Annotated in this window: 16 protein-coding genes and 2 tRNA genes; 10 read left to right on the top strand and 8 right to left on the bottom strand. The window is 42.4% G+C overall.

The window, feature by feature from the left end; translation table 11 throughout:
* Nucleotides 1-23 precede the first annotated feature (23 nt).
* The 5 genes from IH598_10040 to IH598_10020 are packed head-to-tail and all read right to left on the bottom strand — an operon-like array spanning nucleotide 24 to nucleotide 5,421.
* Entirely contained in the window at nucleotides 24-1,301 is a 1,278-nt protein-coding gene (locus IH598_10040; GenBank protein MBE0638848.1) for an HlyC/CorC family transporter, read from the bottom strand.
* Nucleotides 1,301-1,882 carry an LPS export ABC transporter periplasmic protein LptC gene (gene lptC, locus IH598_10035; GenBank protein ID MBE0638847.1) on the bottom strand — a complete coding sequence of 194 codons (582 nt, stop codon included), beginning with the start codon at nucleotides 1,880-1,882 and terminating at the stop codon, nucleotides 1,301-1,303. The genes IH598_10040 and lptC overlap by 1 nt, the downstream gene beginning before the upstream one ends.
* A gap of 33 nt (nucleotides 1,883-1,915) precedes the next feature.
* Nucleotides 1,916-3,316 carry a hypothetical protein gene (locus IH598_10030; GenBank protein ID MBE0638846.1) on the bottom strand — a complete coding sequence of 467 codons (1,401 nt, stop codon included), beginning with the start codon at nucleotides 3,314-3,316 and terminating at the stop codon, nucleotides 1,916-1,918.
* A gap of 52 nt (nucleotides 3,317-3,368) precedes the next feature.
* Nucleotides 3,369-4,661 carry a hypothetical protein gene (locus IH598_10025; protein ID MBE0638845.1) on the bottom strand — a complete coding sequence of 431 codons (1,293 nt, stop codon included), beginning with the start codon at nucleotides 4,659-4,661 and terminating at the stop codon, nucleotides 3,369-3,371.
* A complete protein-coding gene (locus IH598_10020; GenBank protein ID MBE0638844.1) occupies nucleotides 4,645-5,421 on the bottom strand; it encodes a type III pantothenate kinase in 777 nt (258 codons plus the stop codon). Before IH598_10020 ends, IH598_10025 begins: the two co-directional genes overlap by 17 nt.
* Before the next feature lie 128 nt (nucleotides 5,422-5,549).
* Here IH598_10020 and IH598_10015 point away from each other — a divergent pair.
* From IH598_10015 to kynU, 4 genes are all read left to right on the top strand, one after another.
* Nucleotides 5,550-5,625, top strand: a tRNA-Phe gene (locus IH598_10015).
* Between the two features lie 498 nt (nucleotides 5,626-6,123).
* A complete protein-coding gene (locus IH598_10010; protein MBE0638843.1) occupies nucleotides 6,124-7,533 on the top strand; it encodes an RtcB family protein in 1,410 nt (469 codons plus the stop codon).
* A gap of 82 nt (nucleotides 7,534-7,615) precedes the next feature.
* Nucleotides 7,616-8,320 carry an SGNH/GDSL hydrolase family protein gene (locus tag IH598_10005; GenBank protein MBE0638842.1) on the top strand — a complete coding sequence of 235 codons (705 nt, stop codon included), beginning with the start codon at nucleotides 7,616-7,618 and terminating at the stop codon, nucleotides 8,318-8,320.
* The gene (gene kynU / locus IH598_10000; protein ID MBE0638841.1) at nucleotides 8,317-9,606 is read left to right on the top strand and encodes a kynureninase; all 1,290 of its coding nucleotides are present in this window, start codon (nucleotides 8,317-8,319) and stop codon (nucleotides 9,604-9,606) included. The genes IH598_10005 and kynU overlap by 4 nt, the downstream gene beginning before the upstream one ends.
* 11 nt (nucleotides 9,607-9,617) lie before the next feature.
* On the opposite strand, the gene IH598_09995 is transcribed toward kynU, so the two are convergent.
* Entirely contained in the window at nucleotides 9,618-10,910 is a 1,293-nt protein-coding gene (locus tag IH598_09995; protein MBE0638840.1) for a hypothetical protein, read from the bottom strand.
* A gap of 104 nt (nucleotides 10,911-11,014) precedes the next feature.
* Between IH598_09995 and IH598_09990 the strand changes: the two genes are divergently transcribed.
* A complete protein-coding gene (locus IH598_09990; GenBank protein MBE0638839.1) occupies nucleotides 11,015-12,682 on the top strand; it encodes an AMP-binding protein in 1,668 nt (555 codons plus the stop codon).
* The gene (arfB, locus tag IH598_09985; GenBank protein MBE0638838.1) at nucleotides 12,669-13,082 is read left to right on the top strand and encodes an aminoacyl-tRNA hydrolase; all 414 of its coding nucleotides are present in this window, start codon (nucleotides 12,669-12,671) and stop codon (nucleotides 13,080-13,082) included. The genes IH598_09990 and arfB overlap by 14 nt, the downstream gene beginning before the upstream one ends.
* A gap of 11 nt (nucleotides 13,083-13,093) precedes the next feature.
* Here the strand turns inward: arfB and gap are convergent, their stop codons facing one another.
* Entirely contained in the window at nucleotides 13,094-14,110 is a 1,017-nt protein-coding gene (gene gap, locus IH598_09980) for a type I glyceraldehyde-3-phosphate dehydrogenase (protein MBE0638837.1), read from the bottom strand.
* Nucleotides 14,111-14,237: 127 nt separating this feature from the next.
* Between gap and IH598_09975 the strand changes: the two genes are divergently transcribed.
* Nucleotides 14,238-15,611 carry a dipeptidase gene (locus IH598_09975; protein MBE0638836.1) on the top strand — a complete coding sequence of 458 codons (1,374 nt, stop codon included), beginning with the start codon at nucleotides 14,238-14,240 and terminating at the stop codon, nucleotides 15,609-15,611.
* Nucleotides 15,612-15,835: 224 nt separating this feature from the next.
* The gene (locus IH598_09970) at nucleotides 15,836-16,282 is read left to right on the top strand and encodes a hypothetical protein (GenBank protein MBE0638835.1); all 447 of its coding nucleotides are present in this window, start codon (nucleotides 15,836-15,838) and stop codon (nucleotides 16,280-16,282) included.
* 70 nt (nucleotides 16,283-16,352) lie between these two features.
* Here the strand turns inward: IH598_09970 and IH598_09965 are convergent.
* Nucleotides 16,353-16,435: transfer RNA gene (locus IH598_09965), tRNA-Leu, on the bottom strand.
* Between the two features lie 192 nt (nucleotides 16,436-16,627).
* On the opposite strand from IH598_09965, the gene IH598_09960 reads away from it, so the two are divergent.
* Nucleotides 16,628-17,569, top strand: a complete 942-nt coding sequence (locus IH598_09960) for a ribose-phosphate pyrophosphokinase (protein MBE0638834.1) — start codon at nucleotides 16,628-16,630, stop codon at nucleotides 17,567-17,569.
* A 36-nt stretch (nucleotides 17,570-17,605) separates the two neighbouring features.
* Nucleotides 17,606-18,214 (top strand): 50S ribosomal protein L25/general stress protein Ctc, encoded by a 609-nt coding sequence (locus tag IH598_09955; protein ID MBE0638833.1) that lies wholly within the window; start codon nucleotides 17,606-17,608, stop codon nucleotides 18,212-18,214.
* The last annotated feature ends 14 nt before the right edge of the window (nucleotides 18,215-18,228 follow it).

The following is an 18,228-nucleotide window of genomic DNA, read 5'->3' as shown; positions in this document are numbered from 1 at the left end:
TTTTTCCTTAATTCCGGAATTAGTTAGTTTTCACTATCACTCTTAACGATGAGTTTTATGGTTTCAATCCGGTTTTCCTTTGCTTCGAGTATATTGAATTCCAGATTGTTAATGTGGATAATATCGTTAAGTTCAGGGATACTTTGATGGTAGTAAATAATTAGTCCGGCTAAGGTTTCATATTCTTCTGATTCGGGAAGATTTAATGAATACTGTTCATTCAGGTAATCAATTTCGAGCCTTGCCGAGAAAATATATTCATTTTGACTGATCCGGTTTTCGGTGAGTTCTTCTACATCAAATTCATCGTCTATTTCGCCGAAGATTTCTTCGATAACATCCTCCATGGTGACCAGCCCTGACGTACCCCCAAATTCATCCACTACTACCGCAATGCTTTTATTTTCCTGAATAAAAGTTGAAAGCACCGTATTGGCCAGCATAGCCTCGGGCACAACAATAATACTCCGCATGATTGATTTTATGGAATGAGGATTTTTAAACATATCAGCCGAGTGCGTGTAACCAATAATATTATCAATCGAATCCCGGTAAATCGGGATTTTGGAATGCCCTGAGGTGATGAATGAATCGCGCAGCCTGCTAACGCTGTCATTTTCCTCAAGCGCTATTATTTCGGTACGGGGAACCATGCATTCCCTCAGTTTAACACTGCGGAAATCAATCGCATTCTGAAACATCTGGATTTCCTGCTTCACTTCCTGGGTACTGTCGTAATCCTTTGAGAATTCCTTAAGGTAGTGGTCCAGATCAATAACACTAAAGACCAGGTGTTCCCGTGAAAACTTGATTTTGATGAAACTCTTGAGAACCAATTCAGAAAATCCGATAAAGAGATGAATTACAGGGTAGAAGAGGTAATAGAAAATTGCAACTGGAATGGCAAAAACATAGAGTATCTGGTTGGAGTTAATCCTGAAAAGTACTTTTGGGATAAATTCAGCAATAAAAAGAACAATGAGGGTTGCTATGATAGTTTGAAAAAGCAGGATTGAAAATTCGGATTTTAAAAATAGGGGTAAAAAGTTGATCAGTGGCGCTTCGAGTATTCTTGCCATGAAAATGCCATACACTACCAAAGCGATATTGTTGCCCAGCAGCATGGCTCCGATAAACTTTGAAGGAATACGGATAAAAGTTGAAAGTATGCTAGCAGGCAGGATTCCATTGCTCTTGTCCACCTCAATTTTTAAACGGTTGGCAGTAATGAATGCAATCTCCATACCTGAAAAAAAAGCTGAAAGCAGCAGAGCTCCAATAATAAAGGCATAATCATTCATTATTCAGGTTCATTTTCTTTAATGGTAAAAATTCCTCTTGGATTCCTCAGAGTGTATGATTTCAGGCTTTCGTCAGCATCAAAGCCGTCACCATAAAGCACACCGTCAGGGCTTGTTCTTTTGACAAATACATTGGAGTAGATTTTCTGTTGTCGCTGATCCCAGATCAAATGCTCAGTATTCAGCATTTCTTTCTTTTCAAAATCGTTTATCACCACGTCGTTTTTAACCTCCATAATCTTTGTTTTTTCATAACTAATGCCATAATTAGCGCTCAGGGTTGTTTTTACGTTCATCAGTGAGTCAAAAAAATAAAGGTTTAACCCTTCAGGGAATTCAATGTATGGGTCGTCTGTAGAAAATCGGTTTAACTTTTTGGCTTCGAGCCTGATGAGTACCTTTCCTGAATCGCTGTAAAGCACTTCAACCATCTTTGCTGTTTCAGCAGGAGGATTCTCCTCGATTGTAAATGAAGAGATCGTTTTCATGTCGTTTTTACATGAAAAGATCATTGCTGCAACAAATGCTGCAGCAATGATCTTTTGAAATGTTATTCTGATATTGGAGAGTTGATGGTTCACATTTAACAAACGCTTCGAGGTCCTTTTGGCACATTATTTCAATGCCCTGACCTTTGTTTTTTCATTTATCCAGCATTCAACCGTGTATTCATCGCCTTCTTTGAGATCGTAAAAGAATACCGTTTCAGAGTTTGGGAATTGCTGGGAGTAGGTGGAAATACGGCTTTGAGCTATGTCAGCAATTTCAGGGTCAACCTGTCTGGCACGGATGTATTTATCAACCGCTGCCCAGTAGGCCACTTTTCTTGTCAAATCGTTATCGCCACAATCAGGAGCACTTGATGCATACATATCGCCAATTGTAAGATAAGCATGACCGTTGTTGGGTTTCAGGTCTAAAACCTGAAGAGCATACTTGCGGGCTACAGGATAGTTTTTCAACTGGCGATAAACATTTGACATCATCAGGAAAATGTCGGCTTTCGTGTCGTCATTGTCAATTTTGAGGGCATCTTCAAGGTAAGGAATACAATCAGTGAGCATGTCCTTTTTGATGAGCATCTTGCCGATCATCAAGCTGGAATTGGGAGATGGCTCAATTTCGTTCAATTTCACTGAGGCATCGAAAAATAGTTGCGAATCGGTACAGTTTTTACTGTCGAGCATTGAGGTGATTTTTTTCAGCAATTCAGCATCATTTGGGTTTTCATTATATTTTGCACCATAAATCTCAATGAGGTCCTCGCAGGTAGCATAGGGTTCGAATGACACTTCTATGTTTCCTTTTACATTTTCCCAAGATGCAAGAGCCTCAGGATCGTTTTTGCTGGCTTTAATGTTGTGATCAACGATCTGACTCAAATGATCATAAGCTTCAACAATTGTCCCTTTTTCGAGCTTACCTGCATCTATCATACTGGTAATTGAACGAAAATAATAGGCTAGTACAAATGATTCGGATTCATTTCCCTGCAATTCAACAGATCTTTTAAAGATTTCGTAGGCTGCCTGATAATCATCCGGACGGTATTTGATCAGGTCAGAGCCTTTGCGTCCAAGTACATAACCTTCGCGGCCGAAATAGTTAATTCGCTGATCGTAAATCATGAGCAAAGTGTCAACATATTTATTCTTCAACTCTTCCGATTTTTCTTTCTTCATAAAATACTCAATCATATTGGAGCCGTCAAGATAGGTATTTTGCGATGCCATAGGGCAATTGAAAAATACCCAGCGCCATGGACCAATAGCATCATAAACTGCTTTGCTGGCATAGTTGCTCGCTCTCCATTGTTTGTAAAACTCGCGATACAGCGACAGGTTAATAATACAAGTAGCACTATCATCGCCATATTTACCAGGCTCCTGTTGCAGTAAATTACTGGCGTTGAAAGTTTCTGTTTTACTTTTTACATTATTTTCAGCGACAATTTGATTGCCGATGAAAAAGAATAAAAAGAATCCGATTGCCGATAATTTGATTTTTGTTTTCATTTTGATATGATAGTTTAGTTGTTATTCTTGTTCTGATTTTACAATGAGATGATTAATAATATCTTTTTTTAACGAACCATCTTTCCCAGATAGACACACCAACATTGATTTTAATATAGTTCTCCTGGATCAGGTTGGAAGTTGTTGTTCCCCGCCTGCCCAGTTCAAACCCAAGATTCAGTGTTGAGAAAGAACGAGGAATTGGCAATCCCATTCCAAAACTGATACCAAACTCATTAATCTGTGTGTTTTGCAGATTCAGATAGGTTTGGTTAAAATTAAAACCTGCCCTGTATTTTATCTTTTTCCAGTATGTATCAATTGATCTGTCGCTTGGCAGGTATTCACCGCCCATCGAAAACTGAAAGGTGTTGGTAAGAGAATCTTTGACTCCAAAGGCTTCAAATTTGCTCCAATACTGCCAGTTAAAGTCTGCGGCAACCAACCATTTGTCTTTGTTTTTTAACATCAACCCAACCCCATATTTATCTGGTATGGTCACCGATCCTTTGGTGTCAAGCTGCATTTCGATGGTATCCCGGTAGGACTCCACACCTATGGCTGTTGGAAAGTAAGCCCTTGAAATATAATTACGGATCGATTTAATTTTCTGGGAGGGGGCATAGATACCACCAAACCCTAACGTCATTCCATTGCTTAGGGGTTTATGAAACTGCGCTCCAAAATCAAAATAAAAATCACCCAGGTCAACCTGGTTATCAATACGGGTATTGATGTAACCAACGGAGTCGGGGAAAAAGACAACTTGTGACCGTTGAGATTTTCCAAATAAGTAACTCGCCTTTACCCCAACAGATAAGTTTTTTATCGGCTCAATCGAAGTGCTAAGAAAAAATTCGTTTGATCCGCCGGAACCTTCAAAATAGTAGTCAGTTTTACCAACTTCAGGAACTATTTCAGATGCAATAACCTTGTATCCAACATTGCTGTAAGGAGTCAGCCCGATGGAAGATTTGATGTACCTTGTTACAGGAAATCCAAAAAGAAGATAGCCAAGGGAGGCAAAATTAGACGGGCTGGATCCGTTTTCGGTGGATAATGTACCAAATTTACTGATCAGGCCACCGGAAAAAATAAATGAAAGTGTATCAATACCGGCATTGGCGGCCGGATTAAAAGGGTTAACATATTGTGGGCTGTAGATGGCATTGGCCACACCTCCCATCGAAAAGTTGTAGGTGGCTTTTCGGGTGGCCAAATCTCCCATTCCAAACCTGGAGTAAGGAGAGTTGACAGAGGCCTGAGAAAATCCAACGGAGTTTATCAGACTGAGCATCACGCATAACAAACTGCCAACTAAAGCTAACCTATTGTTTTTTGACATTAAAATCTAATATTACATTTAATCCGGTAAGTACCAAATTTGAGGCTGCAAAGATGCGATTTTTTAACGTTTTCTTAAAATAATTCATATCTCCGCCAGTCAGCATCACCTGTAATCCTTGGTAAAGTGCTCTGTATTTGTCAATTGTGCCGTCAATTTCGGTTGTTGACCCGATGAGCACACCTGATAGGATTGATTGTTCAGTGGTAGTTCCGGTAATTTCTGCATTCTCTGCATTTTCGTTGAAACTAACAAACGGCAGCTTGCCGGTGAAATTATGCAACGCCTTAAAACGCAGTGAAATTCCGGGTGAAATGGCGCCTCCGTAATAGGTTGCCGAGTGATCAATAAAATCATAGGTGATGCAGGTTCCGGCGCCGATTACAAGGCAGTTTTTCCCGGGAAAAAGGCTGTTTGCAGCTACAACCATGGCAAGGCGGTCACTGCCAAGTGTGTCAGGTGTTTTGTATCGGTTGCTGATAGGTATTGGTGTGTGTTGGTCGAGTTGAATGAGATGAAATGTTTTGTGCAAATAATTGATTACACCTTCAGGAATGTCAATGACGCTGGCAATGATGGCATGTTGCGGGTTGTATTTGGTTTTCAATGATTCAAGTTCCCCTACAGAGATGATTGGACCGGTGAGTAATTCTAAAAGTTTGTTTTCCCGAAAAACAGCCGTCTTGGTAAAAGTATTACCAAAGTCAATTATTAGCCGTGATGCTGAAAGTAAATCAAGCTGGGTACCGGAATTCGTCATGTTTAAAGGATCATCTGATTCATTCTGCTGGCAAATTTAATTTATACTTTGTTTAAATTTCAACAAAGATGAAAAAAAATTCTTGGGATATTCAAAAAGAGGTTATTTTTGCTGCTCGAAAATCATGAGGTACCATAGCTCAGTTGGTAGAGCAACGGACTGAAAATCCGTGTGTCCCTGGTTCAATTCCAGGTGGTACCACCAAAAAAGCCTGTAAGTTTATTGCTTGCGGGCTTTTTCGTTGAATTCCGGATGGATTTCTGGATAAAACTTTTCGCGAACAATCTATCATCGAGCCCTGACAGTCCTGCACGTGCGGGACTGTCAGGGCTATTCAATAAGCTTATTGATTTTCATTCGGGTACCCTTTCTATTAAGGATTGGAAAATGGATAAGGTTTCGCTTTTCCGGTGGGAAGCAAAAAGAATCAGCCAATTCATTTTGAGTTCAAACCCTGACAATCAGAAATGCAGGCAGGAGCCTGCAGAAAAAGATGCAGCTTAGGCTGGAGCCTAAGCTGAACATGGGTTCGGACGAGGCAGAGCCTTGTCCGGGCTATCTTGACAGGCCCAAGCCTGCCATGGAAAAGCAATCCCGGCAATTTTCCGGTTTTTTAAAAATGGCTGCATCAATAGAACTCCTCCTTATTTATTTCGTCTTCATAATATCTTAAACACTATTTTTGACCCGCAAACTAATACAATGAAAAAACTGAAGATCAGGGCGAGAGAGCTGAAAAAGATCGGGTTAACGGATGAGAAAGCTGTGAAACTGGCCGGTCAGTTGATCGAAAAGTATTACCGGCGTGAAGATAAACAGAAAGTGCTCGGACTGTTGGAGGAGTTGATGCTCGATCCGGCAAAGTTTGCTGATCACGAGCATTTTGGAGAATTGGTTACACTTTTGCGGCGATCAGAAGCGAAATCTGAAAAATCCACATCAAAATCGCTTAAACGTAAAACCATTGCCACCGAATTTAAGATTTATGGCGAAGACCAGATTGATCCGGAAACCCTCCAGCAAATGTACGTAGCCATGAAACTGCCTGTAACTGTGAAAGGGGCTTTGATGGCTGACGCGCATCTTGGCTATGGCCTGCCCATTGGCGGCGTGGTGGCTGCCTACAATGCTGTGATGCCTTATGGCGTGGGAATGGATATCGGTTGCAGAATGTGTTTGTCAGTTTACCCTGAGTCGCCACAGCTGCTTGAAACCCATCGCGAAAACCTGAAAAAAATCCTGATAGAACATACCCGCTTTGGCCTTGCTGAGTTCAACGATATAGGAAGTCATGAGTTGATGGAAAGGAAGGAGTTTAGGGAGATAAAGTTTCTGAAAGATTTACAAAAGACTTTTTACAGTCAGCTGGGTACTTCAGGTCACGGCAATCACTTTGTGGATGTGGGCTATGTGGTGGTGAATGAGCCAACCAGTGAACTTGGGTTACCAACGGGAGAGTACTTTGCCATCATGTCCCACTCAGGTTCGCGCAATTTCGGTTCGGCTATTGCCAAACATTACACCACTTTAGCGCGTCAAAAACTGGGTATTACCGGAGAAGGAGCTTTGCTGGCCTGGCTCGATCTGGAATCAGAGGAAGGGCAGGAGTACTGGCAGGCGATGACGCTGGCCGGCGATTACTCCGCCGCCAATCACCGGATTATCCATCAAAAGCTGTCAAAAGCGTTGGGCAGCCATCCGATAAAAGTCGTTGAAAACCATCATAATTTTGCCTTGAAAGAAAAACTATCCGACGGCAAGTCGCTGATCATCCATCGGAAAGGGGCTACCCCGGCCAACATAGGCGATGTCGGTGTCATTCCCGGGAATATGGTGTCCCCGGCTTTTATCGTTTCAGGGAAAGGAAACGAAGACTCGCTCAACTCTGCATCGCATGGCGCCGGAAGGTTATACTCACGCAGGAGAGCAAAATCACTTTTTACGACTGAAAAACTGAAGATGGTGCTGAAGCAGCACGATGTGGAACTTATCGGTGGTGCACTGGATGAATCACCGGCATCCTACAAAGATATCCATCAGGTGATGGAGGCGCAAAAAGACCTGGTGAATGTTTTGGCGCTATTTTACCCTAAAATTGTACGGATGGAATAACTGATCCAAACCATTGCCTCACTTTTTCTATTCTTTATGAGAGATATTGAATTTTGGTACTAATAAAACAAACCATTTTATCATGAAAAACCTGATCTTTTTGCCTGCACTAATCCTGTTTCTTATGTATTCCTGTCAGAACAAAGGAGAAGTAAGTGAGGCACCTTTAGCATTCCGCTTCCTTGCACTTGGAGATTCTTACACCATCGGAGAAGGAGTTGGTATGGAAGAGACTTTTCCTGCGCAGCTCGCTTTAACTTTGGAAGCCGGTAGTCAATTTCAGATCGAAACCAATATTTTAGCCAAAACAGGCTGGACTACCTCGCAGCTGATCAATGCGATTGCCGATTCTATTCCCGAAGGGACTTTTGATTTAGTCACTTTATTAATAGGCGTAAACAATCAATACCGCGGTTTGGATAAAACACAATACCGTCTTGAGTTCAGGGAACTGCTGCAACAAGCAGTTGTCTTTGCCGGCCATAACGCTAAGAGAGTAATTGTCCTGTCAATCCCTGATTATGGAGTAACACCGTTTGCTGCCAATCTGAACCCGCAGAAAATCAGTGAAGAGATCAATATTTTCAATGCGATAAATTTTGATGAATCCGGAAGAACTGAGGCACATTATATCGAAATAACCTCAATTTCAAGAAAGGCTTCCAGTGACAAAACGCTTCTGGCCGGCGACAGCCTGCACCCATCGGGTAAAATGTACCGGGAATGGGTGAGTAAAATGCACCCGATTTTGGAGTCAATAGTCAATTTAAAAAAATCAACTGAATGAACGATTTTACCTTTGAAGCAAATGCTGAATTTGCTTTACAACTGGACCGGTTGGATGAACTTAAGATGTTTCGTAACCAGTTTTTTATTCAGGATAGCGAATTGATTTACCTGGATGGAAACTCTCTGGGCAGATTGCCACTTGTTACCCGGCAGTTACTTACCGGGGCTGTCGATAATCAATGGGGTAAAAGGTTGATTCGTAGTTGGAATGAGGGGTGGTATGATCTTCCGAAGGTGATAAGCGGGAAAATTGCAAAGATCATTGGGGCTGATGCTGACGAAGTAATGGCCTGCGACTCCACCTCCATGAATTTGTACAAACTGGCATGGGCTGCTATCAAAGGCCAAAAAGGCCGAACTAAAATCGTAAGTGATGAATTGAATTTCCCGACCGATTTGTATGTGCTTCAGAGTATTATACACCAGTTCGGGGCTGAATATGAGTTGGTCCTTGCGCCATCGGACAATGGGGTTGGGGTTAGCTTGGAAGCGCTTTCATCGGTCATCGACGAAAACACTGCGCTGGTGGTTTTGTCGCACGTAGCTTTCAAAAGCGCGTTTATGTATGACATGCAGAAAGTGAATGAACTGGCTCATTCCCATGGCGCGCTCATCATTTGGGATTTGAGTCATGCTGCCGGAGCTGTTCCTTTGCATTTGTCGGCATCAGGCGCCGATATGGCTGTGGGATGCACCTATAAATATTTAAACGGTGGCCCTGGCTCACCGGCGTTTCTTTATGTAAGCCGGAAGTTGCATAACCAACTCATATCGCCTGTCTGGGGTTGGTTTGGTGATGAACGGCCATTTGCGTTTGATCACCATTACAAGCCCGCAGCAGGCATTGCAAAATTCATGGTTGGAACTCCTCCTATCCTCTCACTGGCTGCTATTGAGCCGGGGCTGGATATCATTCTTGCTGCCGGATTGGAAAAATTAAGGGAAAAGAGCATCAAGCAAACTGATTATCTGATTTTTCTGGCAAAAAACTTTCTTATCCCATTAGGATTTCAATTTGGATCGCCGTTAAATCATTTCGAACGAGGTTCTCACGTTTCGTTGCAGCACCCTGAGGCTTACCGCATTTGCCAGGCTATGATCAACCCAACTGACGGGAGTCATGCAATTATTCCCGATTTCAGATCACCCGATAACATCCGGTTTGGAATCACTCCGATTTACACAACTTATGAAGAGATTTATCAGGCAATCCGCCGGCTTGAGGAAATCACATCAAAAAAATGGTTTGAAAACTATTCAAAAAAGATATTGGCTGTAACCTGATTATCTACAAGTTATTCATCAAGCCCTGGCCTGATAAAATGTCTTGCTTCAGGAAACATCTCTTCGGTCATCAACCTGATATTTTCCAGTTGACCCCGAAATTCATCAATGGTAGTCGCACCGGTCTTGAAGTAAAGTTTAAGGGTGCGCCAGGCGTCAAGCGAACGATCCACCGAAATCAGGGCGACTTTGGCTGTGCCGTTCATATCATACTCCACGTCGTCAAAATTTTCCAGTTCATAGTAGCCATTGATTGCTCTTTTGAGTTTGATATGGATAAACAGATGATACCACATCAACACGTTAAAAGCCTCTGAAATTTTATCGGCATGTCCGCTGGCAAGCCAGCGGATTAGATTTTTCTCAAACTCAGTGTGATGTTTATACAACCAAGCACCGGCATCTTGCGAGTATTCGTCCGATAGTACTGAAAGAGGGTGTCGTTCTGTTTTTTGATAGACTGAAAAGAAGTCTTTGCGACTATCTGGATCGGACTCATCAAGTTCATCAAATTTGAACAAATCATCGGGTAAGGTATAAGGATTTTCGTCAGAGATATTGTCATCCTGGTTTTCGTTGAAATCTTCAAGCAAATCGTTGGCAAGATTTTCATCTTCGAGTGCTTCCTCCTCAAACTCTTTTTGCAGCTCTAATTCCATGGCAAAACTTCTGCAGCGTGTAGTAAAATCACATCGTTCACACCAGCGATCACAATAGTTAAATATACCGGTTATAAATTTTTCATCACTATCCTGGTCGTCTTTGCCAGGCTTATTCACCACGAAATTCGAATCAGGAAAAAGCCAGCCATCTTCTATTTCATCCGTAGTATCATCTTCCGATTCTTCAGGATCGGTATTGAAGTCATCACATGATTTGCAATATCCTGGAAAAGGGCAGTCTGACGGATCATAATCACAAAACTCAAGGTGGGTTTCTCCTGAATTCATATAAACCTGCTCACTCTCCCAAATTCCGAGCAATGCGGCGTATTTCATATGATCAGGCAGATTATTGGGAAAATCCGGATAAAAATTCCAGACATTAAGGAGCCTGACCAGCTCCACTGTTAATTTGCTGATCTGGGTTTTAGTTAGTTTTCCGGGAGAAGGCAACAAATTGAGTGGAATTCCAATAATCTCTGATAATTTTTCCCGCTCACCGTGCAGGTATTGTTCTACATCATCAAAATGACGGGCAAGGGCCTCCTCATCTGAGATTTCTGTTTCATCATCGTCCGGTTGAGGTGCATTTGCCGCTGCTTTCCTGATGTCTTCGATCAACTGCTCAACATATCTGTTCATTGGTTATGCAATTATTAATGCAGGTTAAATGGTGCTTCAAAACTAAAAAAAATCGTAATCTTGCAAAGAATAAACTTATCTTTTTACTAAAAATCTGAAATGAAATGCTCAAAAAACCTAAAAAACAAAACCCACTTTCCCACCATCTCAACCATCTTTTCGCAGATACAATCCGCCAAAACTGGCATTTGGAAGCTTTTACCGATTATAATGGAAATACGTTGACATATCGCGAATCAGGCGAAAAAATTCTCTATCTGCACCAGCTTTTTGCTGCTGCAAAGATTGCAAAAGGGGATAAAATTGCCCTGCTTGGCAGTAACTCATCCATGTGGGGAATAACTTTCCTCGGAATTCTTACCTATGGAGCAATAGCCGTTCCCATCCTGCCAGATTTTTCGACTGATAACATTCATCATATCATCAATCATTCGGATGCTAAATTGCTGTTTGTTTCCGAATCAAGCTATGAAAAAATTGATATCGAACACTTTGAGCACCTTACAGGAATTTTGAAATTATCGGATTACTCGGTTATGTCAGATCCCTCGAAGCGCCTGAAAGATATGGTTGAAAAAGTTAGTCATCAATTTGACGCGAAGCATATTACGCAGGATGGAATTCATTTCGGTGATTTTAATGCTGATGATATCTGTGTTATTTCTTACACCAGCGGAACATCAGGTTTTACAAAGGGGGTAATGCTTCCACGACGGAGCATTTATTCCAACATCAAATTTGCACAGGAAAATATGCCATTGAAAGCAGGCGAAAAAATTGTTTCCTTTCTTCCATTGGCACATGCTTACGGGCTTTTGTTTGAATTCCTGTTTCCAGTGACACTTGGTTGCCACATCACTTTTTTAACCCGAATTCCTTCTCCCCAGATTGTCACCAAAGCATTTCAGGAGGTTAAACCACATTTGATTTTATCTGTGCCGCTTGTCATCGAGAAAATTTATAAAAAACGCATCCTGCCGGCCATTGATAAACCCATGATGAAAATTTTGCTGCATGCACCGGTTCTTTCAGGCTTAATTCAAAAGAAGGTGGAGAAAAAACTTACTGAGTCTTTTGGCGGAAGATTTTATGAACTGGTTATCGGCGGCGCTCCTTTGAGCGAAGATGTGGAGGAGTTTTTCAGAAAAATCGGGTTTCGCTTTACCATTGGTTACGGGATGACTGAATGCGGCCCGCTAATCACCTATTCCGGTTGGAAAGAATCAAAACACCGGTCGGCAGGAAGAGTTGTTGACAGGATGCAAATAAGGATAAAAAAGGAAAATTCCGGGGATGAAACAGGTGAAATTCTTGTAAAAGGCGACAACATCATGAGTGGTTATTACAAAAATGAGGTGGCAACCAAAGAGGCATTTACTAGGGATGGTTGGCTGAAAACCGGTGATCTGGGCTATCTTGACAAAGATGGTTATCTATTTATCAAAGGACGGAGTAAAAATATGATTCTTGGTCCTTCGGGGCAAAATATCTATCCCGAGGAGTTGGAAGCTAAAATCTCCAACCTGCCTCTTGTTCAGGAATGCGTGGTTAAAGTTCAGAACAACAGGCTCATTGCGATGATTTATCCCGATCGTGAAGCCATGGAAAGTGGCAATATGAGTTTTGGGGATATTGAACTGAAGTTGAAAAACACGATCAGGCAATTTAATAAAGAGTTGCCTAAATACGAGCAAATTGCCGATGTGGAGATTGTAGATGTAGAATTTATCAAGACACCTAAAAGAAATATTAAGCGCTATTTGTACACTTAGAGAAAGATACCTGGAGAATGAGTGCAGCTTTGTAGCCTCGCGCAGCAGCGGACCGGGCGGTCAGCATGTGAATAAGGTCAGTACACGGATTGACCTGCGTTTTAATATTGCTGCTTCCCTGCTCCTGACTGATGAAGAAAAAGCAAGGATAACATCGCGTCTGAAAAAGAAGATTTCGGAGGAGGGTATCATAGTGGTTTCATGCCAGGAATGGCGTTCGCAATTAAAAAATAAAAAAACCGCCATCGAGAAATTTTATGAAATACTTGAGCGTGCCCTAAAAGTGCCCCGCAAGCGACGAGTTACCCGCCTTCCGGAATCGTTCAGAAAAAAAAGACTTCAGGATAAAAAGTTGCAGTCGGAAAAGAAAAACCTGCGAAAAACCCCACCACGAGATTAAACTACATCAGACTATTTTGGGGCAAATCGCTCAATCAGTTCAACCAGCCTTGTGGAATACCCCATTTCGTTATCGTACCAGGCCACTACCTTCACCAGCTTGTTTTTATCACCTAAAACCGCCGTTAACAGCGAATCAAATACAGCCGAATGGGTATTCCCAATCACATCCATACTAACAATCGGGTCTTCGGTGTACTGTAGGATGCCTTTCAATTTCCCTTCTGCCGCTTCTTTAAATTTCTGATTGATTTCTTGAATGCTGGTAGGTTTGTGTAAAGTGCAGGTGAGATCAGTAAGTGAGCCGTTTGGAACCGGAACCCGGATTCCGGCGCCACCGAGATTGTTTTTCAAATGGGGGAATATTTTGGTTGACGCTTTTGCAGCACCGGTAGTCGTTGGTACGATTGAATAGGCTGCTGCCCTGGCTCTGCGAAGGTCTTTGTGCGGCGCATCGAGCAGATGCTGATCTTTTGTATAGGAATGAACCGTAGTGATAAAACCCTTTTCAATCCCCCAATTCTCGTCAAGTATTTTAATCAGGGGGGCAACGTTGTTGGTTGTACACGATGAATTACTGATGATCGGAACGCTCCAGTCGATTTGATGATCGTTAACGCCAAGTACAACATATTGAATGCTATCGCTTTCATTTTTTGCCGGCGCCGAGATGACTACTTTTTTTGCCCCGGCGTGCAAATGTTTCTCTGCGCCTTCTTTGGAGGTAAAATTTCCGGTGGACTCGACTACAACATCCACATCAAGCGACTTCCAGGGTATCATTTCAGGGTTGGTAATATTATACACAACCACTTTTTTACCATTAATAATCAGAAGGTCCTTGTCAAACTCAACCGTTCCCTGAAACGCCCGGTGTACCGAGTCGTATTTGAGCAAGTGACAAAGCGTTTGAGGGTCGGTAAGGTCATTTACAGCGACCAGTTCAAGCTGTTGATTGGTGATCATCTGGCGGCAGAATACCCTTCCGATGCGGCCAAATCCGTTAATTGCTACCCTGATTTTCTTCATTTTTAAATCTAAATGTGTAATTTTACGCCGTTTTTGAGCATCGCAAAATTATGATTTATTCACCCAAAGACCCCTCATCAGGAAAAAATCTCATTTTAAATAATCACTAACTTAATCAACATTACAAATGGAACACGTAAAGAAGTATATTGACGAGCACAAGGATCGCTTTCTCGAAGAATTGTTTGAATTAATCAGAATCCCATCAATCAGCTCAATTCAGGAGCACAAGAATGACATGATCAGGGCTGCCGAGCAATGGAGAATATCCATACTGGCTGCCGGCGCCGATCGGGCCGAAGTAATGCCCAGTGATGGCAACCCGGTGGTTTACGGCGAAAAAATGATAGATCCTTCCAAACCCACAGTGCTGGTCTATGGCCACTATGATGTGATGCCCGTTGATCCGATAGAGCTGTGGAAAACCGATCCATTTAAACCGGAAGTCAGGGATGGAAAAATCTTTGCCCGTGGCGCCGATGACGACAAAGGACAGGCTTTTATGCATGCCAAGGCATTTGAGTTGATGGTAAAAACCAATACTTTACCCTGTAACGTGAAATTCATGATAGAAGGGGAAGAAGAAATCGGTTCGCCCAACCTCGGGAAATTTTGTGAACTGCATAAAGAGATGCTTAAAGCCGACATCATCCTGGTTTCCGATACCGGAATGATTGCGCAGGATATCCCTTCAATTACCACAGGGTTGCGTGGTTTGGCTTACATGGAAGTGGAAGTGACCGGCCCCAACCGCGATCTGCATTCCGGCCTGTATGGAGGTGCTGTAGCCAACCCGATCAATGTGCTGGCAAGAATGATTGCACAATTGCAGGATGAAAATTTCAGGATCACCGTCCCCGGCTTTTATGATGATGTGCTCGAAGTTTCGATGGAAGAAAGAGAAATGATGGCCAAAGCGCCATTTAACCTCAACGAATACAAAAAAGCGATCGACATTGCTGAGATAGAAGGCGAAACCGGTTTTGCCACCAGCGAGCGCACTGGCATCAGGCCATCTGTTGATGTGAATGGCATCTGGGGTGGTTACACCGGCGAAGGAGCCAAAACCGTCATCCCATCGAAAGCATATGCAAAAATTTCGATGCGACTGGTTCCTCATCAGGATCACAAAAAGATCGCCGGGCTGTTCACAAGGTATTTCGAAAGTATTGCTCCAAAGTCAGTAAAGGTTAAAGTAACCGAGCTGCATGGCGGATATCCCTACGTTTCACCAACCGACATGAAAGCCTATCTGGCTGCAGATAAAGCTTATACCACCACCTTTGGTAAAAGACCGGTTCCGGTACGCAGCGGTGGAAGTATCCCAATCATTTCGACATTTGAAAAAATTCTTGGAATAAAATCCATCCTCATGGGCTTTGGCCTTGAGTCTGATGCCATCCACTCACCCAACGAGAACTATCCGTTGTTCAACTTCTACAAAGGGATCGAAACCATTCCTTACTTTTATAAATATTATACCGAAATGATGGAAGAATAGCGGGATTCATTATTCTTTGACAAGACGAGGCTGTCTCAAAAGTCTATTTTTAATTCAGAAGGTTGAAAATCTAACAGGAAGACTTTTAATACAGCCTCGTTTTTTTGAATCATTGAATTCATTCATTTTGACACGGTTTAAAAGAATTACCCTGTCACCAGTAATCCGTTTTCAGGTTAATTTTCTTGCTTATTTTTGCAGGCAAATCCAAAAAGACCATGAGTATGAACCAGGCTAACGAGTCATTTCAGCGTGATCTCGACGAACTTATCCGGCTATTAAAAAAAATCAAAGCCAACACCAACGATCCCCGGTTTGAGCATCTCGACCCAATATTAAAACAGAATATTGATTTCATAATCAACAACTATGAAATGTTCAAAAACAATATTCCCCTCGAAATGATGGGTCAACTGGGGTTGCCTTTTCAACAAATGGTACGGCAGTTTTTGGATATCATGAAAAGCGACCTGGGCGAGGAGTATAGCATTGACACAACAACGAATCTCCAACCTGCAATTCGTGAGTACCAGGCACCTAAGGAAGATCCAAAAGCCGATCCGGACGAAAGAGTCAGGCTGATAGACGAAATGCTGAAAAGGCCGGACCTGACAGATGATGCGATCGATAAGCTGCTTGATGAGAGAAATCAACTCTTGGGCAGCAGGTAGGTAGAAAAGCATGAAAATTTTCGGGGAAATAAAAAAACCCTGAAACCTTTCGATCACAGGGCTTTTAAGGTACCCGAGGCCGGAATCGAACCGGCACGAGCAAAGCTCATTGGTTTTTGAGACCAACGCGTCTACCAATTCCGCCACTCGGGCGGGTTACCTTTTGAAGTCAGAAAGCCGGAGAATGAACTGTTTAATAGTTTCAAAACATTAAATGTTTGGGCTTTGCGGCGGCAAAAGTATCATTTTCTTAAATGTAAAAGTATATTCCTTTGTAAAATTTCACCCGTAAAAATTAATTGTTGTACTTTCGCAGCCCAAAACAAATCAAAAAAAGTCCACCTCATGGCATCAAATGTCAATATTTTCTCCGGCGGCAGTTCGCAATACCTGGCTGAAAAAATTGCAAAAAGCTTTGGAAAAGAATTAGGTAAGGTGACCGTTAGTCATTTTATGGATGGTGAGTACCAACCTTGTTTTGAGGAGACAATAAGGGGTAATGACGTTTTTTTGATTCAATCCACCAATCCTCCGGCAGATAACATTTTTGAACTTTTATTATTGATCGATGCTGCCAAGCGGGCTTCAGCCAAGCGGGTTGTGGCGTTGATACCTTATTTTGGCTTTGCCCGTCAGGATCGTAAAGATAAACCGCGGGTGAGTATTGGGGCTAAACTGATGACAAATCTGTTGGTGGCAGCAGGTATTGACCGCATTATTACGATGGATCTTCACTCTGACCAGATTCAGGGTTTTGTGGATATCCCGGTAGATCACATGTATGCCTCCTCAATTTTCGTCCCACATCTCAAAAACATGAACCTGCCTAACCTTACCATGGCCTCGCCTGATACCGGCGGGACCAAAAGAGCAGCAGCCTATGCCAAATTCCTCGACACCGACCTCGTGATCTGCTTCAAACACAGGAAAGTAGCAAACGAGGTGGACTCAATCAGGATTATTGGTGATGTAAAAGACAGGGACATAGTGCTGGTAGATGATATTATTGATACTGCAGGTACAATTACAAAAGCTGCCGATCTGATGATGGATATGGGCGCTTCAAGCGTCAGGGCTGCCTGCACGCATCCGGTCTTCTCCGGTGATGCTTTTGAGCGGATCGAGAAGTCGGCGCTCACAGAAGTATTGGTCACCGACACCCTGCCAAGAGAACCAAAAGGGAAAATCTCTGTTTTATCCACTGCCGGTATTTTCGCCGACGTGATCAAGCGTGTGCATAAAAACAAATCGATCAGCACACATTTTGATTTTTTGACAATGCTTTAAACACATATTTTTTATTTATCATTTAATTTTTAATTCATGAAAACAGTATCAATGAGCGGTTCTCTGAGAGAGAACGTAGGGAAAAAAGATGCTAAGAAACATCGCAGGGAGGGCAATGTTCCCTGTGTGTTGTATGGTGGTGAAGAACAATTCCATTTTGCAATGCCCGAAAGGAGCTTCAAGGACATTATCTTCACCCCTAATAGCTTTATTATCGAATTGAACATCGGCAGCAAGAAGTACAACGCTATTTTGAAAGATGTTCAGTACCATCCGGTGTCGGACCATATCCTTCATGTGGATTTTATGCAGATATTCGACGATAAACCTGTTGCTATTGCCGTGCCGATCAGAATTACAGGAACTTCAAAAGGGGTTCTCAAAGGGGGCAAACTAATCCGTAAATACAGGAAGCTGTTAATTAAAGCCCTTCCTAAGTATCTGCCGGATGAAATTGTGGTTGACATCACAAAACTCAATATAAATGAGTCAAGAAAAGTGATGGAAATGAAGTTGGATAATATTGAGTTTTTAGACCCGCCAACTTCAATTATCGTATCTGTTAAGAGTGCTAGGGCAGTTGTTGGTGACGAGGAGGAGGAAGCCCATGAAGAGGGTGGCGCTGCTGAAGCTGCAAGCGAATAAAAACGGATAATCAC

The organism is Bacteroidales bacterium (assembly GCA_014860585.1).
Classification (GTDB): Bacteria; Bacteroidota; Bacteroidia; order Bacteroidales; family 4484-276; genus RZYY01.
Note: the sequence above shows the minus strand (reverse complement) of the source record. Positions and strands in the feature narration are given on the sequence as shown.